Annotated in this window: 17 protein-coding genes; 13 read left to right on the top strand and 4 right to left on the bottom strand. The window is 36.7% G+C overall.

The genetic code is table 11. The features are described from left to right. The first annotated feature begins 145 nt into the window (after positions 1-145). Positions 146-1,375 carry an MFS transporter gene (locus B3D98_RS18935; protein ID WP_054549607.1) on the top strand — a complete coding sequence of 410 codons (1,230 nt, stop codon included), beginning with the start codon at positions 146-148 and terminating at the stop codon, positions 1,373-1,375. Positions 1,376-1,691: 316 nt separating this feature from the next. Continuing rightward, the gene (locus B3D98_RS18930) at positions 1,692-2,558 is read left to right on the top strand and encodes a MurR/RpiR family transcriptional regulator (protein ID WP_066038016.1); all 867 of its coding nucleotides are present in this window, start codon (positions 1,692-1,694) and stop codon (positions 2,556-2,558) included. Between the two features lie 109 nt (positions 2,559-2,667). Here B3D98_RS18930 and B3D98_RS18925 read toward each other — a convergent pair whose 3' ends face one another. Continuing rightward, a complete protein-coding gene (locus tag B3D98_RS18925) occupies positions 2,668-3,471 on the bottom strand; it encodes a GNAT family N-acetyltransferase (RefSeq protein ID WP_048394306.1) in 804 nt (267 codons plus the stop codon). Positions 3,472-3,923: 452 nt separating this feature from the next. Between B3D98_RS18925 and B3D98_RS18920 the strand changes: the two genes are divergently transcribed. After that, complete coding sequence (locus B3D98_RS18920; RefSeq protein WP_054549605.1) at positions 3,924-4,850, top strand: manganese-dependent inorganic pyrophosphatase; 927 nt, start codon at positions 3,924-3,926, stop codon at positions 4,848-4,850. A gap of 40 nt (positions 4,851-4,890) precedes the next feature. Here B3D98_RS18920 and B3D98_RS18915 read toward each other — a convergent pair whose 3' ends face one another. After that, positions 4,891-6,270 carry an FAD-dependent oxidoreductase gene (locus tag B3D98_RS18915; protein ID WP_279493281.1) on the bottom strand — a complete coding sequence of 460 codons (1,380 nt, stop codon included), beginning with the start codon at positions 6,268-6,270 and terminating at the stop codon, positions 4,891-4,893. A 125-nt stretch (positions 6,271-6,395) separates the two neighbouring features. Here B3D98_RS18915 and B3D98_RS18910 point away from each other — a divergent pair, with 125 nt between their 5' ends. From B3D98_RS18910 to B3D98_RS18900, 3 genes are all read left to right on the top strand, one after another. Then, a complete protein-coding gene (locus tag B3D98_RS18910) occupies positions 6,396-7,103 on the top strand; it encodes a DsbA family oxidoreductase (RefSeq protein ID WP_269897931.1) in 708 nt (235 codons plus the stop codon). Positions 7,104-7,281: 178 nt separating this feature from the next. Beyond that, positions 7,282-7,908 (top strand): FMN-dependent NADH-azoreductase, encoded by a 627-nt coding sequence (locus B3D98_RS18905; protein WP_048394231.1) that lies wholly within the window; start codon positions 7,282-7,284, stop codon positions 7,906-7,908. A gap of 303 nt (positions 7,909-8,211) precedes the next feature. After that, positions 8,212-10,572 (top strand): bifunctional 2',3'-cyclic-nucleotide 2'-phosphodiesterase/3'-nucleotidase, encoded by a 2,361-nt coding sequence (locus tag B3D98_RS18900; protein WP_288585257.1) that lies wholly within the window; start codon positions 8,212-8,214, stop codon positions 10,570-10,572. Between the two features lie 31 nt (positions 10,573-10,603). Here the strand turns inward: B3D98_RS18900 and B3D98_RS18895 are convergent, their stop codons facing one another. Then, entirely contained in the window at positions 10,604-10,969 is a 366-nt protein-coding gene (locus B3D98_RS18895) for a DUF2500 domain-containing protein (protein WP_004231978.1), read from the bottom strand. A gap of 34 nt (positions 10,970-11,003) precedes the next feature. Beyond that, a complete protein-coding gene (locus B3D98_RS18890; RefSeq protein WP_048394236.1) occupies positions 11,004-11,531 on the bottom strand; it encodes a YceI family protein in 528 nt (175 codons plus the stop codon). A gap of 359 nt (positions 11,532-11,890) precedes the next feature. Between B3D98_RS18890 and B3D98_RS18885 the strand changes: the two genes are divergently transcribed. The 7 genes from B3D98_RS18885 to B3D98_RS18855 all read left to right on the top strand — a co-directional run bounded on the left by B3D98_RS18885 (position 11,891) and on the right by B3D98_RS18855 (position 20,051). Next, positions 11,891-12,196 (top strand): winged helix-turn-helix transcriptional regulator, encoded by a 306-nt coding sequence (locus B3D98_RS18885; protein WP_004231981.1) that lies wholly within the window; start codon positions 11,891-11,893, stop codon positions 12,194-12,196. Between the two features lie 219 nt (positions 12,197-12,415). After that, a complete protein-coding gene (gene murB / locus B3D98_RS18880) occupies positions 12,416-13,330 on the top strand; it encodes a UDP-N-acetylmuramate dehydrogenase (RefSeq protein ID WP_048394238.1) in 915 nt (304 codons plus the stop codon). 52 nt (positions 13,331-13,382) lie between these two features. Then, on the top strand, positions 13,383-14,138 hold the full coding sequence (locus B3D98_RS18875; protein ID WP_281217145.1) for an exodeoxyribonuclease III: 756 nt from the start codon (positions 13,383-13,385) through the stop codon (positions 14,136-14,138). A gap of 458 nt (positions 14,139-14,596) precedes the next feature. Continuing rightward, entirely contained in the window at positions 14,597-16,966 is a 2,370-nt protein-coding gene (locus B3D98_RS18870) for a penicillin acylase family protein (RefSeq protein WP_083225398.1), read from the top strand. A gap of 142 nt (positions 16,967-17,108) precedes the next feature. After that, positions 17,109-17,480, top strand: coding sequence for an ArsR/SmtB family transcription factor (locus B3D98_RS18865; protein WP_054549600.1), 372 nt, complete (start codon positions 17,109-17,111; stop codon positions 17,478-17,480). Further along, the gene (locus B3D98_RS18860) at positions 17,461-19,584 is read left to right on the top strand and encodes a heavy metal translocating P-type ATPase (RefSeq protein ID WP_066038024.1); all 2,124 of its coding nucleotides are present in this window, start codon (positions 17,461-17,463) and stop codon (positions 19,582-19,584) included. Before B3D98_RS18865 ends, B3D98_RS18860 begins: the two co-directional genes overlap by 20 nt. A 170-nt stretch (positions 19,585-19,754) precedes the next feature. Next, positions 19,755-20,051 carry a late competence development ComFB family protein gene (locus B3D98_RS18855; protein ID WP_369700627.1) on the top strand — a complete coding sequence of 99 codons (297 nt, stop codon included), beginning with the start codon at positions 19,755-19,757 and terminating at the stop codon, positions 20,049-20,051. The last annotated feature ends 67 nt before the right edge of the window (positions 20,052-20,118 follow it).

Genomic DNA, 20,118 nt, shown 5'->3' with positions numbered 1-20,118 from the left:
TTTAACGCAAATAGCACTATTATTTCAATACCATTTCATTAATTGTCGAAACAATTCGGTAATTTGAATAGTACTTGTCACTTTCTTGAAACAACTGTATAGTAATCTTGTAATGTAAAGTCATGTGTAAAGACAGGTGGTTAGAATGACAATAAATACAGTAGTAACAAAGAAACCTCAGCAATCCATTTCCAGAAATAAGTTATTGGGTGTAGCGGGGGTTGGGTGGCTCTTCGATGCAATGGACGTTGGTATATTATCCTTTGTCATTGCAGCATTGGCCGCTGAGTGGGGACTATCACCAAGTCAATCTGGTTGGATTGGTAGTATAAATTCTATCGGGATGGCTGTAGGAGCTCTGTTTTTTGGTGTGTTTGCTGATAAAGTAGGTCGCAAGCAAATATTTATGTGGACACTTGTCCTTTTTTCTATTGCAAGTGGTTTATCCGCTTTTACAACAACATTAACTGCATTTTTAATTTTACGGTTTTTAGTAGGGATGGGGCTAGGAGGAGAATTGCCTGTAGCTTCAACACTTGTATCTGAAAGTGTGGCTGCCAAAGAAAGAGGTCGTGTGGTTGTATTACTTGAAAGCTTTTGGGCAGCAGGTTGGTTAATAGCGGCACTTATTTCGTATTTTGTTATTCCCACATGGGGATGGCGAGTAGCCCTTATACTAACAGCACTTCCAGCGTTTTATGCTATTTATCTTCGTTGGCATTTGCCAGATTCACCTCAATTTACGGTGAAGGAAGAAGCGAAAAAACGGAGCATTGGTCAAAATATGAAAGAGGTTTGGTCAAAAAAGTATGCTCGTTCTACATTTATGCTGTGGCTATTATGGTTTACGGTTGTATTTTCGTATTATGGCATGTTTTTATGGTTGCCAAGTGTGATGGTAGGGAAGGGCTTTGACATGATTACAAGCTTTAAATATGTTTTGATCATGACTTTAGCTCAATTACCAGGTTACTTTACAGCCGCTTGGTTTATAGAAAAGTTTGGGCGTAAGTTTGTCCTTGTTTCCTATCTAATTGGTACAGCAGCGAGTGCTTATATTTTTGGAAATGCAGATACTTTAGCCGTATTGTTAACTTCAGGGATGTTTTTATCTTTCTTTAACTTGGGGGCTTGGGGAGCATTATATGCTTATACACCCGAACAATACCCATCGGTTATACGTGGAACAGGTGCTGGTATGGCAGCAGCGGTTGGACGGATTGGTGGTATTTTTGGGCCGTTGCTCGTTGGGTTTTTATTAACGGCAGGCTATGATATAGGTTTTATCTTTGCCATTTTCTGTGGAGCGATTATTATCGGTGTTGTAGGGGTCATCTTCCTTGGTAAGGAAACGAAGCAGCTTGAATTAGAATAGTATGAAATAGAATGTCCTGGATCAAAGAATTGATCTAGGACATTTTTGTCTGATTTCGCTTAAATAATACATAAAAATGAGTTTTTATTAATTTTTATTCGATTTTACTGACTTATTTGTTAAAATGACAAATCAATATAAAATGGTTAAAGAGTAAATCAAATTGTTTTATTAGCAGGTTAATGCGATGAAGATTTTTCAGAAAAGTCATTGTATTCAAATTGTAATCGTGATACTGTATTTTTAATCGAATTTTGAGTCAGTAGGAAACAATCTCCCGTTCGTGATAAGGTCATTGAAAGAAAGGTTGTTAGGAATGAGTATTCATGAAGATATAAAGAAAAGGTTTGTAAGGCTGTCAAAGGGCCAGCGTAAAGTAGCACAATTTGTAATGGATAATCCCACAACAGTGATTGCTAATGGAGCAGCAGAGGTTGGCAGATTGGCTAATGTAAGTGAATCAACCGTGATTCGATTTTGTTATGCTATGGATTTGTCAGGGTATGTAGAACTACAAGAGGAAGTTAGAGGCTTTATTATGTCTCAAGATGTAGGTGCAAATCTACAGCCTACATATACTGCTAAGAAGCTGACTAATTCTAGCTTTGGTAAGGTGATGCAACGAGATAGCCAAAATATTCAAGAAACAATTCATTTGATTAACGATCAGCAGATCCAAAAATGCTCAAAATGGATGCATGAAGCAGACAATATATATATTCTAGGTACTCGTCACAATGCATCTGTTGCAAATTGGCTATCTAATACATTGAAAACACTTCGTGCTAATATTAAGCAGCTTCGTTTAGACTCAGATGATTTAGTGAATCAAATAAACAGTATGGGCGAACATACGACTTTAATTGTACTATCTTTTGATAAACAGATTGTGGATATTAAAACGATTGTTGAAATTGCAAAGGTAAAGAAAGTGAAAATTATTGCCATTACAGGTTCTGCATTTTCGCCTATTCGAGAATATGCCAGTGCATTATTTACCCTCGGTACCAAGAATCATTCTTCTCTAGACATTGCCCCAGTCTTGATTTCATTTTTGCATGCGTTGATAGAGGAAATGATAAGCCAGGATAAAGACCACTATGATAAATATCAGCAATTGTATGAGCAAGTTGAAAGTAATGTATTATTCTTAGATGCTATTAGAGAAAAGCAGGTATTTTAATGTAACTACGTATAGATAGTTGTTGAAACACACTATCTATGCGTATTTTTTTGAAATTTTCTATATAAAAAGATGTCCAAATAGTATTTAGACATCTAGGAAAAGTGAATTATAGAATTTTACTCAAGCTATATTCATTAATATAAGTATCATTTAATTTAATGGCATTTTTTCGAATGCCCTCCTGATGAAATCCTAGCTTTGTAAAGAGGTGTAAAGCTACATTGTTATGCTCCATAACAGATAACTCTAAACGAGAAATATCATGTTGTTTAGACCAACTTTCAACAGCTTTCATCAGTGCGGAGCCAATACCTTTTTGTTGATACTCTTCTTTCACAGCTAAACGAATAGAGGCAACATGTCTAGCTTTAGATTGTTTATATCCATGAATAACCGCATAACCCGCAAAAATTCCGTTTAGTACACAAAGTAGTATAGTACGGTTTTTTAATTGCTTCCAATAGGTTAAATTTTTACGAAGTTGTTGGACCGTGAGATCTAGCTCGTTTTGAACATTATACATGAAGTCAGTTTCTTGAAAAATCTCCTCTTGTAAATGAATGAATGATCTAGCATCAGATGCTTCAATTCCTCGTATTATGTATGCAGATGAATTCTCCTCACTATTAGAAGTGTTGTTTTCGGTAGACTTCATTTGCGTACGTGAGAAAGATACACTAGAACCTAGTTTAACATCAATGACATAATAGCCTGCATTTGTCCATGATAAATAATGTGAGAGAGGGGGCTTAGTTTTTTTCCACCAGCTTTTATTTAAGTAGGCAGCGTTCGGTAATGCTTGTCCCATAATGTTTTCTAATTCACCAAAGGATAAAGTAATTTCTTGTTGTAAAGCTACATCAAAATAGTTAGCTAAAGGAATGTACTTTTTTTCTATCTTCTTCGTCATCGTAATCCCCATTTCCTGAATATCCAAAAATATAGACTACCTGATGATAGCATAAAATTATGATGACTTAAATATGAAAACCCAACTAAATATCTATATAAACTAATTATTTTATAAAAAAGAGGCATTTTTACTATTGAATGTTAAAAATAGGTTGGTAAAAATAGAGAATTTTATAGAAGTAATTAGACCTATTAAAAGTATACATAGCAGCTTAAGCTAGTTATAATATAGATATCTTATTTGAAAAGTATGTATTTAGAGCGCTATCATTATATTTGCATAATACAGGTTAACCGCAATTAAGCCTGTATGTTATTTCGAGAGTGAAGGTCAATGGCAAATACGCTGAGGCGAAATTGTTCCAAAGTTTCACTTTATCACTTGTCAGGCTATAAGGTATGATAAAATAAAATATAAATGTAAGTGCCATTTTAGGAGGAATTAATTCAATGAGTAAAGTATTAGTTTTTGGACATAAAAACCCAGATACAGACACAATCACGTCTGCAATTGTATATGCCTATTTAAAACAACAAATTGGTGAAGAAGCTGAGGCTGTACGTCTTGGAGATGTTAATAATGAAACTCAATTTGCATTAGATAAATTTGGCTTTGAAGCGCCTCGTTTAATCTCTTCTGTAGTTGGTGAAGCGGACAAAGTTATTCTAGTAGACCACAATGAATTCCAACAATCGGCTGACGGTATTGAGGAAGTGCAAATTGCAGAGGTAATTGATCACCACCGCATCGCCAACTTCCAAACAGCTGATCCACTATATTATCGTGCAGAACCAGTAGGCTGTACGGCTACTATTCTTAAGAAAATTTTTAGCGAAAACGGTTTAGACATACCTGCGAACATTGCTGGTTTAATGTTATCTGCAATTGTTTCAGATACATTATTATTCAAATCACCGACTTGCACAGAGCAAGATGTAAAAGCTGGTGAAGAGCTAGCAAAAATTGCTGGTGTGGAAATTGCAGAGTATGGCTTAGCAATGCTAAAAGCAGGTGCTGATTTATCTGATAAATCATTAGAAGATTTATTATCATTAGATGCAAAAGAGTTCCAATTTGGTGAGTACAAATCTGTTGTAGCTCAAGTTAATGCAGTTGATGTTAATGATGTTCTTAATCGTCAAGAGGAGTTAGAAATCCTACTCAATAAAAATGTTGCAGAAAATGGCTTAGATCTATTCTTCTTCGTTGTGACTGACATTTTAAATAATGATTCAACAGCTGTTGCAATTGGGCAAGTAGCAGAAGCAGCAGCAAAAGGATTCGGTGCTGATCTTATCAATAACCGTGTTGTATTACCAGGTGTTGTTTCTCGTAAGAAACAAATTGTTCCAGTATTAACAGAAGCTCTAAAATAAAAAATACAAAAGAGGTTGTCTATTTAGACAGCCTCTTTTTTTAATCAAGTTTTAAAGGCTGTACAGCAGGGCCTTCAAGCACCTCACCCTTAGCGTTAAAACGGGAACCATGGCAAGGACAATCCCATGTTTCATCAGCTTCATTCCATTTTGTTTTGCAGCCTAAATGAGTACAGGTTGGAGCAGTGGCATTCCTCATATACCCAGCTATATATTCCTTGGCAACAAAGCCTCCTACTTTCAGCATTTGCATGAATTGGGCACCGAATTTAGTACGTGATGGTGAATAAAGAGCGATAGCACCTTCTTCAATCTTTGAGCCTGTTAAAAGAGACGATAAGATATCACCTGCGACAAAGGAATTGGAGATTCCCCATTTTCGATAGCCAGTGGCAATTAATACGTTAGGTAAGGAGTTTGTAATTCTCCCAACATAAGGGACAATATCAGGTGTTTCTATATCCTGGGCTGACCATCGATAAAGTGGCTGTTGTTCAAAATGCTCCTTCATTTCACTGGAAATGGCCTCATAATATGGCTCAGTATGAACGGTCTCGCCAGCGATATGATTCGCCCCTCCTAAGACTAAATAATTTTCCTGATTGATCGTGGCAGTCCGTATTGAACGGGAAGGAAAATCAACTGATAAATATTGACCTTGCATAGTCTCAGAGGTTTTACTTGCAACCATATAGGAGCGACTATTGGATAATTTAAAAAGTTTAAGTCCTTTAAATGCTTCAATGGGATAATGCGAACATAAAATAAGTTTATTATATTGAACCGACATATTTTTTTCGGTATATAAGTTATTCTGTGATATGTTTAATTGCTGAACACGGGTATTTGCATAAAGTTTTGCGCCCATCTTCTGCGCCTCTTTCGCAAGAAAATTACTTACTTCAACAGGATTTATTTGTGCTTGTTGTGTCATACATAAAGCTTTTGTAATAGGGAATGGGAGCTCTGTGTCAGAGGTAAGGTTAGACTTAATGTTTAAAACCTTATAGGCATTCCATTCTTTTAATAATTGTGCATAGCCTTCTTTTGTTTGACAGTATAACAGTGAATCCACCGAACGAACCCTGTCTGGTGGGAGTATTTGTCTAGCTTTATCAATGGCTTGTTGATTCAGTTGATAATAAAGCTGTGCCTCTTCCAAAGATAATTTTTCTAAAAGATTTGCATAGACAATGCTATGTTGGGCTGTTAATTTTCCTGTTGAATGCCCTGTCGTACCGTGACCAAAATGGGTATTTGCTTCGAGAAGAACTACATCCACACCTGCTTTTGCTAAAGTATAGGCAGTATATAAACCAGTTAAGCCACCACCGATTATACATACATCGCATGTTGTTGAGGAAGTAAGAGAAGATAAAGAGACAGACTCAGTTGTAGCAAGCCAAAGAGATTGTGTCATATAGAAACCTCACATTGTTTTTGTGTTCAGTATGTAGAAGAACTTGAAAATTTATGCAGTGAGGCATTAAAATTGCCTTGTGATTTCAACTATCGCTACAATGTAGCAAAAGGAGTGAGTATGAAATGAAAATTGAAATTTGGTCTGACTATGTATGCCCATTTTGTTATATTGGTAAAAAACAATTAGAGAAAGCGATTGAGGATACTGGCTATTCGGGGCAGGTGGAGCTTGTCTATAAAAGCTACCAACTAGATCCAACTACTCCAATAGATTCGCATAGTACTGTCTATGAATCATTGGCAAAGAAATATGGAATGTCCTTAGAGAAGGCAAAGGAAATGACAGTGGGTGTAACAGAGCGTGCGAAAGAAGTAGGGCTAAACTACGATTTTAGCAATTTGATGGAAGAGAATACGCTAAAAGCACATCGGCTTGTAAAATGGGCTGAACAACAGGGAGATGTTACAGCTCTAGTGGAGTCACTTTTACACAGTCATTTTATTGAAGGAAAGCGTATCGGTCAAGATGATGTTTTATTAGAGATAGCTGAGAAAGTGGGCCTAGAGCGTGAAGAAGTTGCAAAGGTTCTTGCTGATGATGGTTATAAAAATGAGGTAGAAGCGGATATTCAAGAAGGTCTCCAGCTTGGTGTACGAGGGGTACCGTTCTTTGTCTTAAACCGTAAATATGGTATTTCAGGTGCACAACCGCAGGAGGTATTTGAGGATACATTGCGTAAAGTTGCTGAAGAAGAGGGCTTACAACCATCACTAAAGATGGCTGGCACAGGTGATGCGGGTATTTGTACAGACGATAACTGTAAATTTTAGCTTACTAGAGAGAGGAGTAAGACTTTCAACTCCTCTTGTTAGAATGGATGAAAGATAGAATATTTCAGTCAAAAGTCTGAGGCAAGTAGCATTGACATTTTAGATGAAATTTTTTAAGATAAACACATATCTTGAATTCGAGATATTAGATTTTGAAATTTAAGGGAGATTTTATATAATGAACGTTTTAGTAGTAAAAGCTAACAACCGTCCAGACGGTATTTCAACAAAAATGTATGATACTTTCATGGAAAATGTACAAGGTGCCAACGTAACAACTTTTGACGTATTTGCAGAAGATATGCCTTATTTTGGACAAGATCTTTTCAATGCTTTTGGTAAAGTACAAAATGGTGGAGAGTTAACAGACATTGAATCACGTCTATTAGCTGCAAAACAAAAAGCAATGGATGCATTAACTGCAGCTGATTTAGTTGTATTTGCATTCCCACTATGGAACTTAACAATTCCAGCACCTTTACAAACATTTATTGACTATGTATACCAAGCAGGATTCACATTCAAATATGGCGAAAATGGTCAATTAATTAGCTTAATGACTGACAAAAAAGCGATTATTTTAAATGCTCGTGGTGGCTACTATTCATCACCTGAAGCTCAACCAATGGAAATGTCAGTAAACTACATTAAAAACGTAGTAGGTGGCGTATTCGGGATGGAAGTTATTGAAGAAGTGATTATTGAAGGTCACAATGCTTCACCAGATAAAGCGCAAGAAATTATTGCAAATGGCCTAGAAGAAGTGAAAAAGGTTGCTCAATCACTACAAACTGTGAATGCATAAAAATTATTTTTTATTAAAAGTCCTCTCAATTTTGGGAGGGCTTTTTTTATTTTGTTAACAGATGTATGGTGTGGTATGGAGGTCGGACATATTGACAGTAACTAATTATTTTGAATTTACATTTACTAACATCCTATTTAATAGAAAAATAAAGAATGGTAGAAATCTATGATTTGGAGGGAAAGTAATTAACCATTCTTTTAAAAATACATATAATTAGGACTATATATTCAGTAAAAATTAGAATGGTTTTAATATAATAGAATTTGTAGGAAAATACTAGATTATTAAGGAGGTTGTTGTATGAATAAGAAATTAATAACTAATTTCTTGGCGACGTTACTAGTCCTTTTCGCGTTTATACCATTTGGAATTTCTGCTGATGCTGCTTCCAATGATGTAACACGCGCAGATTATGTAAAAGAATTAGTAGAAAATTTAGATGTAGAGATGGGTGACGGCTCTTCGCTTGCCTTTAACGATGTCTCTAAGGATTTAGCACCTTATGTAGAAAAAGCTGTTCAATTAAAACTTATTAAAGGGAAAACAGCAACGACATTTGGCCCAGATGACAAATTAACACGTCAGCAAGCATTTGTTATCTCTGCTCGTGGACTTGTTAGTGAAAACGCTTCCCTCAAAGTTTTAGAGCAATTTAAGGATGCAGATCAAATTGCAACGGCATATAAACAAGATTTAGCGAATGCTGTTGCAGCAAACATTTTACAAGCATTTGAGGATAATACTATTCGTCCTCGTGACTATGTGACAAAGGAACAGATGGAGAGTATTGTGGAGCGCTTTGTAGCAGAATACAAAGCACCTTCAACTGGTGTATCAGTTGATCTTCAGATTTTAGGGACAACAGATATTCATACCAATTTAGCTAATTACAATTACTATTTAGATGCTCCATCATCAGAGCTTGGGTTAGCTAATACAGCAACACTAATTGAGCAAGCAAGAGCTAAAAATCCAAACACATTACTATTTGATAATGGTGATTTAATTCAAGGCACACCACTTGGCTCATATAAAGCATTAGAAAGTGTTTTAAAGCCAGGTGAAGTTCATCCAGCTATTGCTGCACTTAATGCATTGAAATACGATGGTGGAACTTTAGGAAATCATGAATTTAATTATGGTCTAGACTTTTTAGATGAAGTATTAAACGATGCAAAGTATCCAGTCGTAAATGCTAATACCTATGATGCAAAAACAAAAGAGCGTATGTTTACACCTTATGTCATTCTTGATAAAGAAGTGGTAGATAGTTCAGGCAAAAAACATACACTTAAAGTTGGTGTAACAGGGATTGTTCCAACGAAAATTGTTGAATGGGATGCCATTCATTTAGCAGGTAAAGTTGAAATGCAAGAGCCAGTCGAAGCTGTGAAAGAGGTAGTACCAGAAATGCAAAATGCTGGAGCAGACGTGATTGTCGTTCTGTCACATTCAGGTATAGGTGAAGATACTTATGTGAAGGGTGCTGAAAATGTTGGTTACCAATTAGCAGAAATTGATGGTATTGATGCTTTAATTACAGGACACTCTCATTTAACATTCCCTGGTGACTATAAGGATTTGAAAGATGTTGACCAAGAAAAGGGTACAATTCATGGTGTTCCTACTGTTATGGCAGGTAGCTATGGTAGTCATCTTGGTGTAATTGATTTAAAACTAGAACAACAAGGATCAGAGTGGGTAGTGGTAGATGGTAAAGGTTCATTGCAATCGATCAAGCAAGAAGGTTTACAACCATCCACAACGGTTTTAGAGGCTATTAAAGAGGCACATGATGGCACATTAACGTATATCCGTCAGCCTGTTGGAGAAACAACTGCACCAATCCATAGTTATTTTTCAATGGTGCAAGATGATCCATCCATTCAAATCGTAACACAAGCTCAAAAATGGTTTATCGAACAAGAGCTAAAGGGTACGGCTGATGAAAAGACACCAATTCTTTCAGCAGGAGCACCTTTCAAAGCAGGATCACGTAATAATCCATTAGATTATACAAATATTCCTGTAGGACCGCTTGCTATTAAAAATATGGCCGACATTTATCATTATGACAATACTGTTGCTACGATTAAAGTGACAGGCGCACAAGCAATCGAGTGGTTAGAGATGGCTGCTGGTATTTTCGCAACAATTGATCCGACTAAAACAGAAGAGCAAAATATTATCGATGCAGAAGCACGTTCTTATAACTTTGATGTGTTAGATGGCTTAACATATCAAATTGATGTCACATCGCCAGCAAAATATGACCGCCGCGGTAATCTTACTGATGAAAAGGCAAATCGTATTAAGAATGTACAATATAATGGTAAACCAATCGATTTAAAACAAGAATTCATCATCATTACAAACAATTATCGTGTTGGTGGATCATATGGGGCGACATTTAAAAATGCAGAAGGCTCTAACATAACTAACTATGCTTATGAAAATCGACAAGCTGTTGTAGATTATATTATGGCGAATAAAACAATTAACCCAGCTGCGGATAATAACTGGTCATTTGTACCGTTCCCAGCCAATACAAAGGTTATCTACCTATCTGCAAAAGATGCACAAAAGTTCATACCAGCAGGTAGTGGTATTGAATATTTAGAAGATACAGAAGCTGGATTTGCTAAATATTTAATTAAATAAAAGAATAGGAAAAGGAGAGTAACGATAATCGCTACTCTCCTTTTTTATGTCTGTTGAATGAATGATACCGTGTACCTTGATAGGTTAAAATGCCAAGATCACCTTCTACAAGCTGACCATAATCGTAGCCATTCATCTTTAGTTCATGCCGTTCTCCGTTTTGCTCTTCAAACGTAACGTAGTAGGACGTAGATGCCCCAGTATTGTTAGATCCCCCACGTATATTCGTACGCTTTGTCACAACCTTAGCGGGTACCGTTAATATTGGTGAACGGTTGTTTTTAGACCAAGTGATAATACCGTTTACAATCATAAAGGCTATGCTCCCAAAAACAATAAAGAAGATGATGGTAATAAAAGCAGAGCCAAATAAAAAATCATTATCAAACCAAAACATAAATTCCTCCCTTTCTTTAAGGTAGAAACAATACTTAAAGAGGATTTAATTCAAGATCTACTATCACGTCTATTTCATCGCTAATCAATACACCACCTGTTTCTAAAAAGGTATTGTAGACTAGATTAAAATCACGACGATCAATTTGGGCTTTAGCTTGGAAGCCAAAAACTTCTTGTGCCCATGGATTCACACCTTTTCCTGTATATACTGTTGTAAATACGATAGGTCTTGTTATGTTTTTGATGGTTAAATCCCCATGAATAGCAAAATTTTTATCATCAAGTTTATCAATATATGTAGAGGTAAATACTATTTTTGGATAGACGTCTGCATCAAAAAAGTCAGGAGACACAAGGTGGACATCACGATCATGATTCTTGGTGGAGACACTAGCCACTGTAATCGTGATAGAAATGTTTGCATCCTGCATTTGTTCGATATTGGATGTAACTATTTCACCGCTGTACGATTCAAACGTACCATGAATACGAGAAATCATCATATGTCTTACGGAAAACCCGATCGTTGAATGACTGAAATCAATAGCATATTTTTTCATTTGAAAACCTCCTAAAACAGCATTCTACAACGAATGATAAAGTAAACAAATCGCATATTCAATGAATTTTTTATAAATGTGGAAGTATTTCCCTCTATAAAAGTGTAATCTGTGAACATGAAACAGAACATATTTAAAATCGAATAGGCATATTATTGGAAATATGTGCATTTTATTAAGATAGCGTTTAGTCTAAGACATTTTATGTTCCCTTGTTAGATATGTCCAACATTGAAATTATGAGTTACTATTTGTAATTAAATATATAAAAGTTAATAGATTATTTTACGTAAATAAGTTACTTCAAATTTACATTTAGTGCATTAATCGTTACAATAGTTACATAGAGGTGAAAAATTATGAATGAGACAACTTTGTGTCCTCGTTTAGCTAAAGCAATGGATTTAATCGGAAAACGATGGACAGGGTTAATATTATATCAATTACTAGATGGACCACAGCGCTTTAATGAAATCGAATCTGCACTACCTGTCAGTGGACGTTTATTATCAGAACGTTTAAAGGAGCTTGAAAAAGAGGGGCTTGTTGAACGTAAAGTATATTCAGAAGTACCGGTACGCGTTGAGTATTCATTAACAGATAAAGGTCAGGCACTTGAAGGTGCTATCCGCAATATCGAAACATGGGCAAGTAGTTGGCTCTAGGGTGAATGGATTATTTTACTAGATAATACAATGAAATAGTGTCCTAAAAACGACACTTGGAATGACTGTCAATTTTCTTTATAATATTCATCATCTCTGCACAGGTCTTACCTGTCTTTTAATATGAGATAAAAATACCCTTCATTTTACTTGTCAAATTGGGGTTCTAAATCCATACTGGTGTAGAGTAAGAAGGACGTTAGAAAGGAATTAGCTCTCATGACAAAAGAACAATGGGCGATGGATTTAGCAAAAAGTATTAATCCTGCCAATATTAAGTTAAATGAATCATTACAGCAATACACAATGACAAAATTAGGTGGCAAAGCAGATGTTTTTGTTCTTCCTGAAACAGAAGAAGAGGCGGCATCCGTTATTCGCTATGCATATATAAATAATATTCCTTTATTAATGTTAGGTAACGGATCTAATATGGTTGTTCGAGATGGCGGTCATAGAGGAATCGTTGTAACATTTTCACGCTTAGATGAGATTCGTATTACTGGTGAGCATGTATATGCTCAAAGTGGTGCACTGATCAAAGATGTATCAAAGCTATCAGCGCAAGCATCCTTAACAGGTTTTGAATTTGCATGTGGTATTCCTGGATCAATTGGCGGAGCAATGGCTATGAACGCAGGTGCCTATGGCGGTGAGATTAAAGATATTATTGTTTCATCGAAGGTGTTAACAAAAGAAGGGGACATTTTAATATTAGGTAAAGAAGACCTTGAGCTAGGATACCGACAAAGCATTATTGCCAAAAAGGGTTATTATGTGCTGTCCTCTGAATTTCAATTAGCGGTTGGCGTACAGGAGGAAATTGATGCGAAGATTGCTGATTTAACCTTCCAACGTGAATCAAAACAGCCTTTAGAATATCCATCTGCTGGAAGTGTATTTAAACGCCCACCTGGTCATTTTGCTGGAAAACTTATTCAAGATAGTGGCCTACAAGGTAAAGGTGTTGGTGATGCTGAAGTCTCTACCAAGCATGCAGGATTTATTGTCAACAAAGGAAATGCTACTGCTTCAGACTATATTAAGACAATCCAAATGGTTCAACGTGTAGTGAAAGAAAAATTTGGCGTTGAATTAGAGACGGAAGTCAAAATTGTTGGTGACGATCTATAATAGGATGCCCTTCGCATAAGCCGAAGGGCGTTTTTTTAGGAGTGTGGATAAAATGAAATTTATATCATGGAATGTTAATGGGATACGAGCATGTCTAGGTAAAGGCTTTTTAGAGTTCTTTCATCAAATAGATGCAGATTTCTTTTGTATCCAAGAAACAAAATGTCAGGCTGGACAAGTTGAGCTCTCTATCGAAGGTTATGAGCAGTATTGGAATTACGCGCAGAAAAAAGGGTATTCTGGAACAGCAATTTTCACGAAACACACGCCATTGTCTGTTAAGTATGGAGTGGGCGCCGAAGATTCTCAGGATGAAGGCAGAATTATAACATTAGAATATAAGAATTTCTATTTAGTAAATGTTTATACTCCAAATGCACAGCGTGATTTAGCGCGGTTACCATTACGTTTACAATGGGAGGATCGTTTAGCTAGCTATTTACAAGAACTAAATAGTCAGAAGCCAGTGGTTTATTGTGGTGATCTAAATGTTGCACACACGGAAATGGATTTAAAAAATGCAAAATCTAATATTGGAAATTCGGGCTTTACATATGAAGAGAGAGCAAAATTTTCAGCGTTATTGGAAAGCGGTTTTGTAGATTCTTTTAGATACAAGCATCCCGAGGAAACTGACCACTACACATGGTGGTCCTATATGAATAAAGTGCGTGAACGTAATATTGGTTGGCGTATCGATTATTTTGTTGTATCCAATCAATTGAAGGAACAAATTGAAAGCGCAACAATTCACCCACACATTATGGGCAGTGATCATTGTCCAATTGAATTGCAATTACAATGCTAGTACTTAAATCGTATTTTCTAAATGGAAATACGATTTTTTGTATTTGTAACTTAATAAGGTGACTTTTAAAAATGTGAGATTTGGCAATGCCAGGGGGGTACCTTCAAAGTGAGGAGTAGACGCTACAATCACATGGGAACCCGCCCTAAAGTAGGGAAGAACGCTCCAATCATGTGGGAATCCGCTTCCACCATATAAGTCCGCTCCACGAGAGAAGATAAAAGAAAATATACTCTATAGAATCATTATACCTCTATGAACATACGAATTTTTAACATTACTCAGTAGCCTTCATAATTCCTATTGATTATACTATTCTAATAGCGGATAAATATAAAATTTTGTATTTAGAGACAATTTTATATACATAAAATAAGAAATTTCGCTAAAAAATTTTGCGTTTCAAAGCGGGTTTGGGAAGGTAGTACGGGAATATAGTGCAAAAAGGGGGTTATTCAGTGGGGAAGAGAAAGTTTAATTGGAAAAAGTGGCTCATTGTCATAGCTGGGATAATAGCTGCTTTGGCTCTTGTGGCTTTTATTGGATTTACATGGTTTATGAATAAATCTAAGCCGGTGATTGATGGTGAATTAGCTGTTACTATTCTGGATCAGGATGTGACAGTCACGAGAGATGAAAAAGGGGTTCCGCATATTTTTGCCAAAACAGATGCGGATTTGTATCGTGCACAAGGTTATGTCCAAGCACAGGATAGACTATTTCAAATGGACTTAGCACGAAGGCAGGCAAGTGGTCGATTATCTGAAATTATTGGAGAAGCAACGGTTAATACCGACAAACATTTCCGTACATTTAGCTTACGAGATGCTGCAGAGAAGTCATTAGCTGCCTATGATGACGAAAGCAAACAAGTACTTGAATGGTATGCTGAAGGAGTAAATGCTTTTATTGCACAGGCAAAGGAAAGCAATACACTAAGCTATGAATTCGCTTTGTTAGGCTATGAGCCTGAGGAGTGGACAGTTGTTGATTCCTTAACCATTGGAAAATATATGGCCTATGATCTGGGTGGAAATTGGAATACGTTAGCTTTTCGTCATTGGGCACTACAGAATTTTGATGAAGAAAAGGCAAAAGAATTATTTATTAAATATCCAGAAAATGCTTCGGCGATTATCGAGGCCAATATCCAAAATCCTGTAGCGGTAGCTGGGCAATTCAGTGCGGAAATGTTACCAAACGAATTTAACGGAAGTAATAACTGGGTAGTTTCAGGTGATAAAACGAAATCAGGAACGCCTATTTTAGCAGATGACCCACATTTAGGGTTAAGCACCCCTTCTATTTGGTATCAAATGCATCTGCAATCACCACAGCAAAACGTTAGTGGCGTTATCTTTGCAGGGATTCCAGGTATTATTTTAGGCCATAATGATGAAATTGCTTGGGGGGTAACCAATGTGGGTCCAGATGTACAGGATTTATATATTGAAATACCAAATCCAGATAATCCAACACAATTTCGATACGATGGAAAGTGGGAACAAGCAGAGGTACGCGACGAATCAATTAAGGTAAAAGATGGAGAAACGGTAGATTTTGAAGTCGTTGTTACACGTCACGGCCCTATAATGACAGATTTAGCTTTTAAAGATACAGAGCCAACCGCACAATTTTCGATGCAGTGGACAGCACTACAACCGACAGCTGAACTAAGAGCAGTGCTTGGTTTTAATAAGGCAAAAACTTGGGGTGATTTCGAAAAAGCATTAGAAGACTTTAAAGCGCCAGCACAAAATTTTGTATTTGCATCAAAAGACGGTACGATTGCCTATAAAGCTAATGGTCAAATACCTATTCGTAAGCAAGGTGAGGGCCAATTACCAGTTCCAGGTGATTCGAGTGACTATGGCTGGGAGGGCTTTATCCCATGGGATGAATTACCAACTCTAGTAAATCCAAAAGAAGGTTTTATTGCAACGGCAAATAACCAAGTAATAGGAGAGGACTACCCTTATCACATAACTGATTTCTGGGCGCAACCTTATCGTTTCGAAAGAATTAAAGAAGTGTTAGAGGCAAATGATGCGATTACAGTAGAAGATATGATGGCTTTGCAAATGGATCAGCACAACCTCTATGCGAGAGAATTTCTGCCTGATTTATTAACATCTTTAAAAGAAAAAGATCAGGATGGGAAGTATGCCGAGATTATAGCCATGCTAGAGAAGTGGGATATGGTAGACGCAAAGGAATCAGGTGCACCACTTGTGTTCCATACATTAATGATTAAGCTACAGGAAGTTTTGTTTAAAGATCAAATGCCTGAAGATATGTATGGCATCATGTATGGGAAGTTTAATATTACAGACCAGCTCTTACGTACAGCCTATTCAGGAGAGAAAAGCATTTGGATTGAGGAGCAGGGTGGCATTGATGAAACCATATACAAGGCATTTGAGCTAACAATTGCACAATTAGAAGATCAATTCGGAAAAAATTCCTCGAAATGGCAATGGGGTGATTACCATCAGCTTACTTTTGACCATACACTAGGAAGTGCATCGCCTATTCTTGCAGCCTATTTTAATGCTAAAAAGGTTCCTATTGGTGGATCAAAAGTTACCGTACAAGCAGCAGATAATGATTTAGCTGGTAATGTAGATCACGGTGCATCTTGGCGTTTTGTGGTGGATGTAGGTGATTTAAGCTCAGCCTATCATATTGTTGGTCCTGGTCAAAGTGGTCATGTAAAATCTGATTGGTATCAAGATCAGGTGCTGGATTGGGCAAATGGTGATTACCATCAAACATTTATTAAACAGGAAGAGATAAAAGGGAAAACATTACAATTAATAGCGAAGTAATAAAAGAGTTAGCGTACAGAAAGTGCGCTAACTTTTTTTATTGAAGGATATACATCCTAACATTCAAATATTCGTTTGAATATGATGGAATAATATGTTACATTGAAAACAATCAAACGAATATTTGAATGAGGTGAGAAAAATGCCGAAAGAAATATGTGAGGTGACGCATGTACATGAAGAAGCAGTCACAAAGGTGAAACAACAAATGCCTGATTTATCAGGTGTAGCCAAATTTTTAAAAGCGTTATCTGATGAAACTAGACTTAAAATTGCCTATGCTTTAACGGTGGAAGATGAACTATGTGTTTGTGATGTTGCAACTATTATTGGTTCTTCAGTTGCTACAGCATCCCATCATTTACGATATTTGAAAGATAATAATTTAGCGAGATCACACCGCAAAGGTAAGCAAATGTATTACTCTTTAGCGGATGAGCATGTATATCAAATTGTAACAATTGCCTACGAACATGCGAAAGAGGGGATTGCGAATGGCAACGACGCCAATTAAACAAGAATACAGATTGCAAAATTTATCTTGCGCTAGTTGTGCTGCAAAGTTTGAGAAAAACGTAAAGGCTATACCAGAAGTACAGGATGCACAAGTGAATTTTGGTGCTTCTAAAATTACAGTAATCGGTGCTATTAGTGTAGACCAAATTGAAGAAGCAGGTGCCTTTGATGGCATTAAGGTTACACAATCGGCAGCAAAAGCACTTGAAAATACTACACCTTTTTATCGTAAAAAGGAAAACGTTTTAGCAGGAATTTCATTGCTTTTTGTCATTCTAGGTTATCTATTTGCGGGTATGAATGGGGAATCGAGCCCGCTACCGATTTCCATGTTCATTATAGCTATCCTTGTGGGTGGAGTGGGTATTTTTAAAATAGGCTTCCGTAATTTAGTTCGCTTTGAATTTGATATGAAGACGCTTATGACAATCGCCATCATTGGAGCTGCTATTATCGGTGAATGGGAAGAAGCGGCAGTGGTCGTATTTTTATTTGCTGTGAGTGAGGCACTTGAAGCGTATTCAATGGATAAGGCACGTCAATCTATTCGTCAATTAATGGATATCGCTCCACCAACAGCGATTATCAAAAGAGCCCACGGTGAACACTACCATGAGGTTGAGTTACCTACTGAGGATATAGAAATAGGAGATATTTTGATTGTAAAGCCTGGGCAAAAGATTGCGATGGATGGCATAGTCATTAGTGGGTTGTCTGCAGTCAATCAGGCAGCTATTACAGGTGAGTCGATTCCCGTAAATAAAACAGTAAATGATGAAGTATTTGCTGGGACTTTAAATGAAGAGGGTGCTCTTGAAGTACGTGTGACAAAGCGTGTAGAAGATACTACTATCGCTAAAATAATTCATCTAGTGGAAGAAGCACAAGCAGAAAAGGCACCTTCTCAGCAATTTGTAGATCGCTTTGCAAAGTATTATACACCAGCGATTATGGTTATTGCTTTTTTAGTAGCTGTAATTCCACCTTTAATAGTAGGTGATTGGCAGCATTGGATTTACCAAGGGCTAGCTGTTTTAGTAGTAGGATGTCCTTGCGCACTGGTCGTCTCTACGCCCGTCGCCATTGTTACAGCCATTGGTAATGCAGCAAGGCAAGGTGTACTGATCAAAGGTGGTGTTCATTTAGAGCAGCTAGGACATATTGAAGCTGTTGCCTTTGACAAAACAGGAACATTAACGAAGGGGCAGCCAGCAGTAACAGATATCGTAACGACTGAAAACTGGTCAGAGGACTATGTGTTACAACTAGTGGCAGCGGTAGAAAAACAGTCACAGCACCCTTTAGCTAAAGCAATTTTAAATAGATTACACGATAAAAAATTATCTGAGCTAATACCAACAAATTTCCAATCAGTAACAGGAAAAGGTGCCTATGCTACCGTTGATAATCAGATTATTTATGTAGGTAGCATGAAATGGGCTACTTCATTAACTTCTGTAGATCAAAACATAGAAAGTCAGGTTAAGAATCTGCAAGAACAGGGTAAAACAGTAGTAGCAGCTGTTTCGAATAATCAACTTATTGGACTGGTTGCAATTGCTGATCAATTACGTCATGAAAGCAAGGATGTATTGAACAAATTAAATGCCTTAAAAGTAAAGCATATGGTGATGTTAACAGGCGATGCAGAGCCTACTGCGCAAGCCATTGCTACTTCATTAAAGATGACAGATGTGCGCGCTGGCTTGTTACCAGAAGAAAAATTAAAGGCGATTAAGGATTTACGTAAACAATTTGGTGCTGTAGCAATGGTTGGAGATGGTGTAAACGATGCACCAGCATTGGCCACTGCAAATGTAGGAATTGCCATGGGTGGAGCAGGAACAGATGCAGCTCTTGAGACAGCAGATATTGCCTTAATGGGTGATGATTTAACAAAGCTTCCTTACACTATTGGATTGAGCAGAAAAACATTACGTATCATTAAAGAGAATATTATATTTGCCCTAGTTTTAAAATTAATTGCATTGCTACTTGTCATACCTGGTTGGTTAACATTATGGATAGCAATTTTTGCCGATATGGGTGCGACACTATTAGTTGTGTTTAATTCATTAAGACTAATTAGAGCAAAAAAGTAGTAAGTAAGGTGTAGAACAATCTGAAAAGGTAGGAAATTAATCTTGCTTTGACACAAGGGATTTTATGTGAATAGATGCTACTTGTGATTCTTGAAAAAGACTTTTTTTAAGGCTATTATAGTTTCAGGAGTAATGTAACAATTAAATATAAATGAGGCGAAAGTTTGAATATGTCAGATCCTATTTTAGTAAATGTTACAGAAGAAATTGTGCGTGGTTTAGTAAGCTTTTTACTACGAGGACCAGAATATCAAACATTTTGTAAATGCGAAATCTGTGAATTAGACACGGTGGCACTTACACTAAATGCATTGCCAAGTAAGTATGTTACATCTATGGAAGCTAGAGATGAGGCATTTAAAGAAATGAATACTCCTGGAAACATTGAGCGTATTAATAAAGAGATTATTCATGCGTTACATGTGGTAAATAAGTATCCTCGACACAAAATAGAGCCTACTTCTTAATAGAAGAGGCTCTATTTAAGTTGTATAGGAAGTGTTTTTCTAGGCAATGTATTTTCAGTTAACTTTT

Source organism: Lysinibacillus sp. UBA5994 (assembly GCF_002429725.1).
In the GTDB taxonomy this organism is placed as follows: domain Bacteria; phylum Bacillota; class Bacilli; order Bacillales_A; family Planococcaceae; genus Lysinibacillus; species Lysinibacillus capsici.
The sequence above is the reverse complement of the archived record's forward strand: the minus strand, read 5'-3'. Positions and strand labels throughout refer to the sequence as shown.

What these genes read in the sequence shown, in the direction of transcription:
- B3D98_RS18935 (WP_054549607.1), top strand. Translation starts at nt 146, where the DNA reads ATGACAATAAATACAGTAGTAACAAAGAAACCTCAGCAATCCATTTCC.
- B3D98_RS18930 (WP_066038016.1), top strand. Translation starts at nt 1,692, where the DNA reads ATGAGTATTCATGAAGATATAAAGAAAAGGTTTGTAAGGCTGTCAAAG.
- B3D98_RS18925 (WP_048394306.1), bottom strand. Translation starts at nt 3,471, where the DNA reads ATGACGAAGAAGATAGAAAAAAAGTACATTCCTTTAGCTAACTATTTT.
- B3D98_RS18920 (WP_054549605.1), top strand. Translation starts at nt 3,924, where the DNA reads ATGAGTAAAGTATTAGTTTTTGGACATAAAAACCCAGATACAGACACA.
- B3D98_RS18915 (WP_279493281.1), bottom strand. Translation starts at nt 6,270, where the DNA reads ATGACACAATCTCTTTGGCTTGCTACAACTGAGTCTGTCTCTTTATCT.
- B3D98_RS18910 (WP_269897931.1), top strand. Translation starts at nt 6,396, where the DNA reads ATGAAAATTGAAATTTGGTCTGACTATGTATGCCCATTTTGTTATATT.
- B3D98_RS18905 (WP_048394231.1), top strand. Translation starts at nt 7,282, where the DNA reads ATGAACGTTTTAGTAGTAAAAGCTAACAACCGTCCAGACGGTATTTCA.
- B3D98_RS18900 (WP_288585257.1), top strand. Translation starts at nt 8,212, where the DNA reads ATGAATAAGAAATTAATAACTAATTTCTTGGCGACGTTACTAGTCCTT.
- B3D98_RS18895 (WP_004231978.1), bottom strand. Translation starts at nt 10,969, where the DNA reads ATGTTTTGGTTTGATAATGATTTTTTATTTGGCTCTGCTTTTATTACC.
- B3D98_RS18890 (WP_048394236.1), bottom strand. Translation starts at nt 11,531, where the DNA reads ATGAAAAAATATGCTATTGATTTCAGTCATTCAACGATCGGGTTTTCC.
- B3D98_RS18885 (WP_004231981.1), top strand. Translation starts at nt 11,891, where the DNA reads ATGAATGAGACAACTTTGTGTCCTCGTTTAGCTAAAGCAATGGATTTA.
- murB (WP_048394238.1), top strand. Translation starts at nt 12,416, where the DNA reads ATGACAAAAGAACAATGGGCGATGGATTTAGCAAAAAGTATTAATCCT.
- B3D98_RS18875 (WP_281217145.1), top strand. Translation starts at nt 13,383, where the DNA reads ATGAAATTTATATCATGGAATGTTAATGGGATACGAGCATGTCTAGGT.
- B3D98_RS18865 (WP_054549600.1), top strand. Translation starts at nt 17,109, where the DNA reads ATGCCGAAAGAAATATGTGAGGTGACGCATGTACATGAAGAAGCAGTC.
- B3D98_RS18860 (WP_066038024.1), top strand. Translation starts at nt 17,461, where the DNA reads ATGGCAACGACGCCAATTAAACAAGAATACAGATTGCAAAATTTATCT.
- B3D98_RS18855 (WP_369700627.1), top strand. Translation starts at nt 19,755, where the DNA reads ATGTCAGATCCTATTTTAGTAAATGTTACAGAAGAAATTGTGCGTGGT.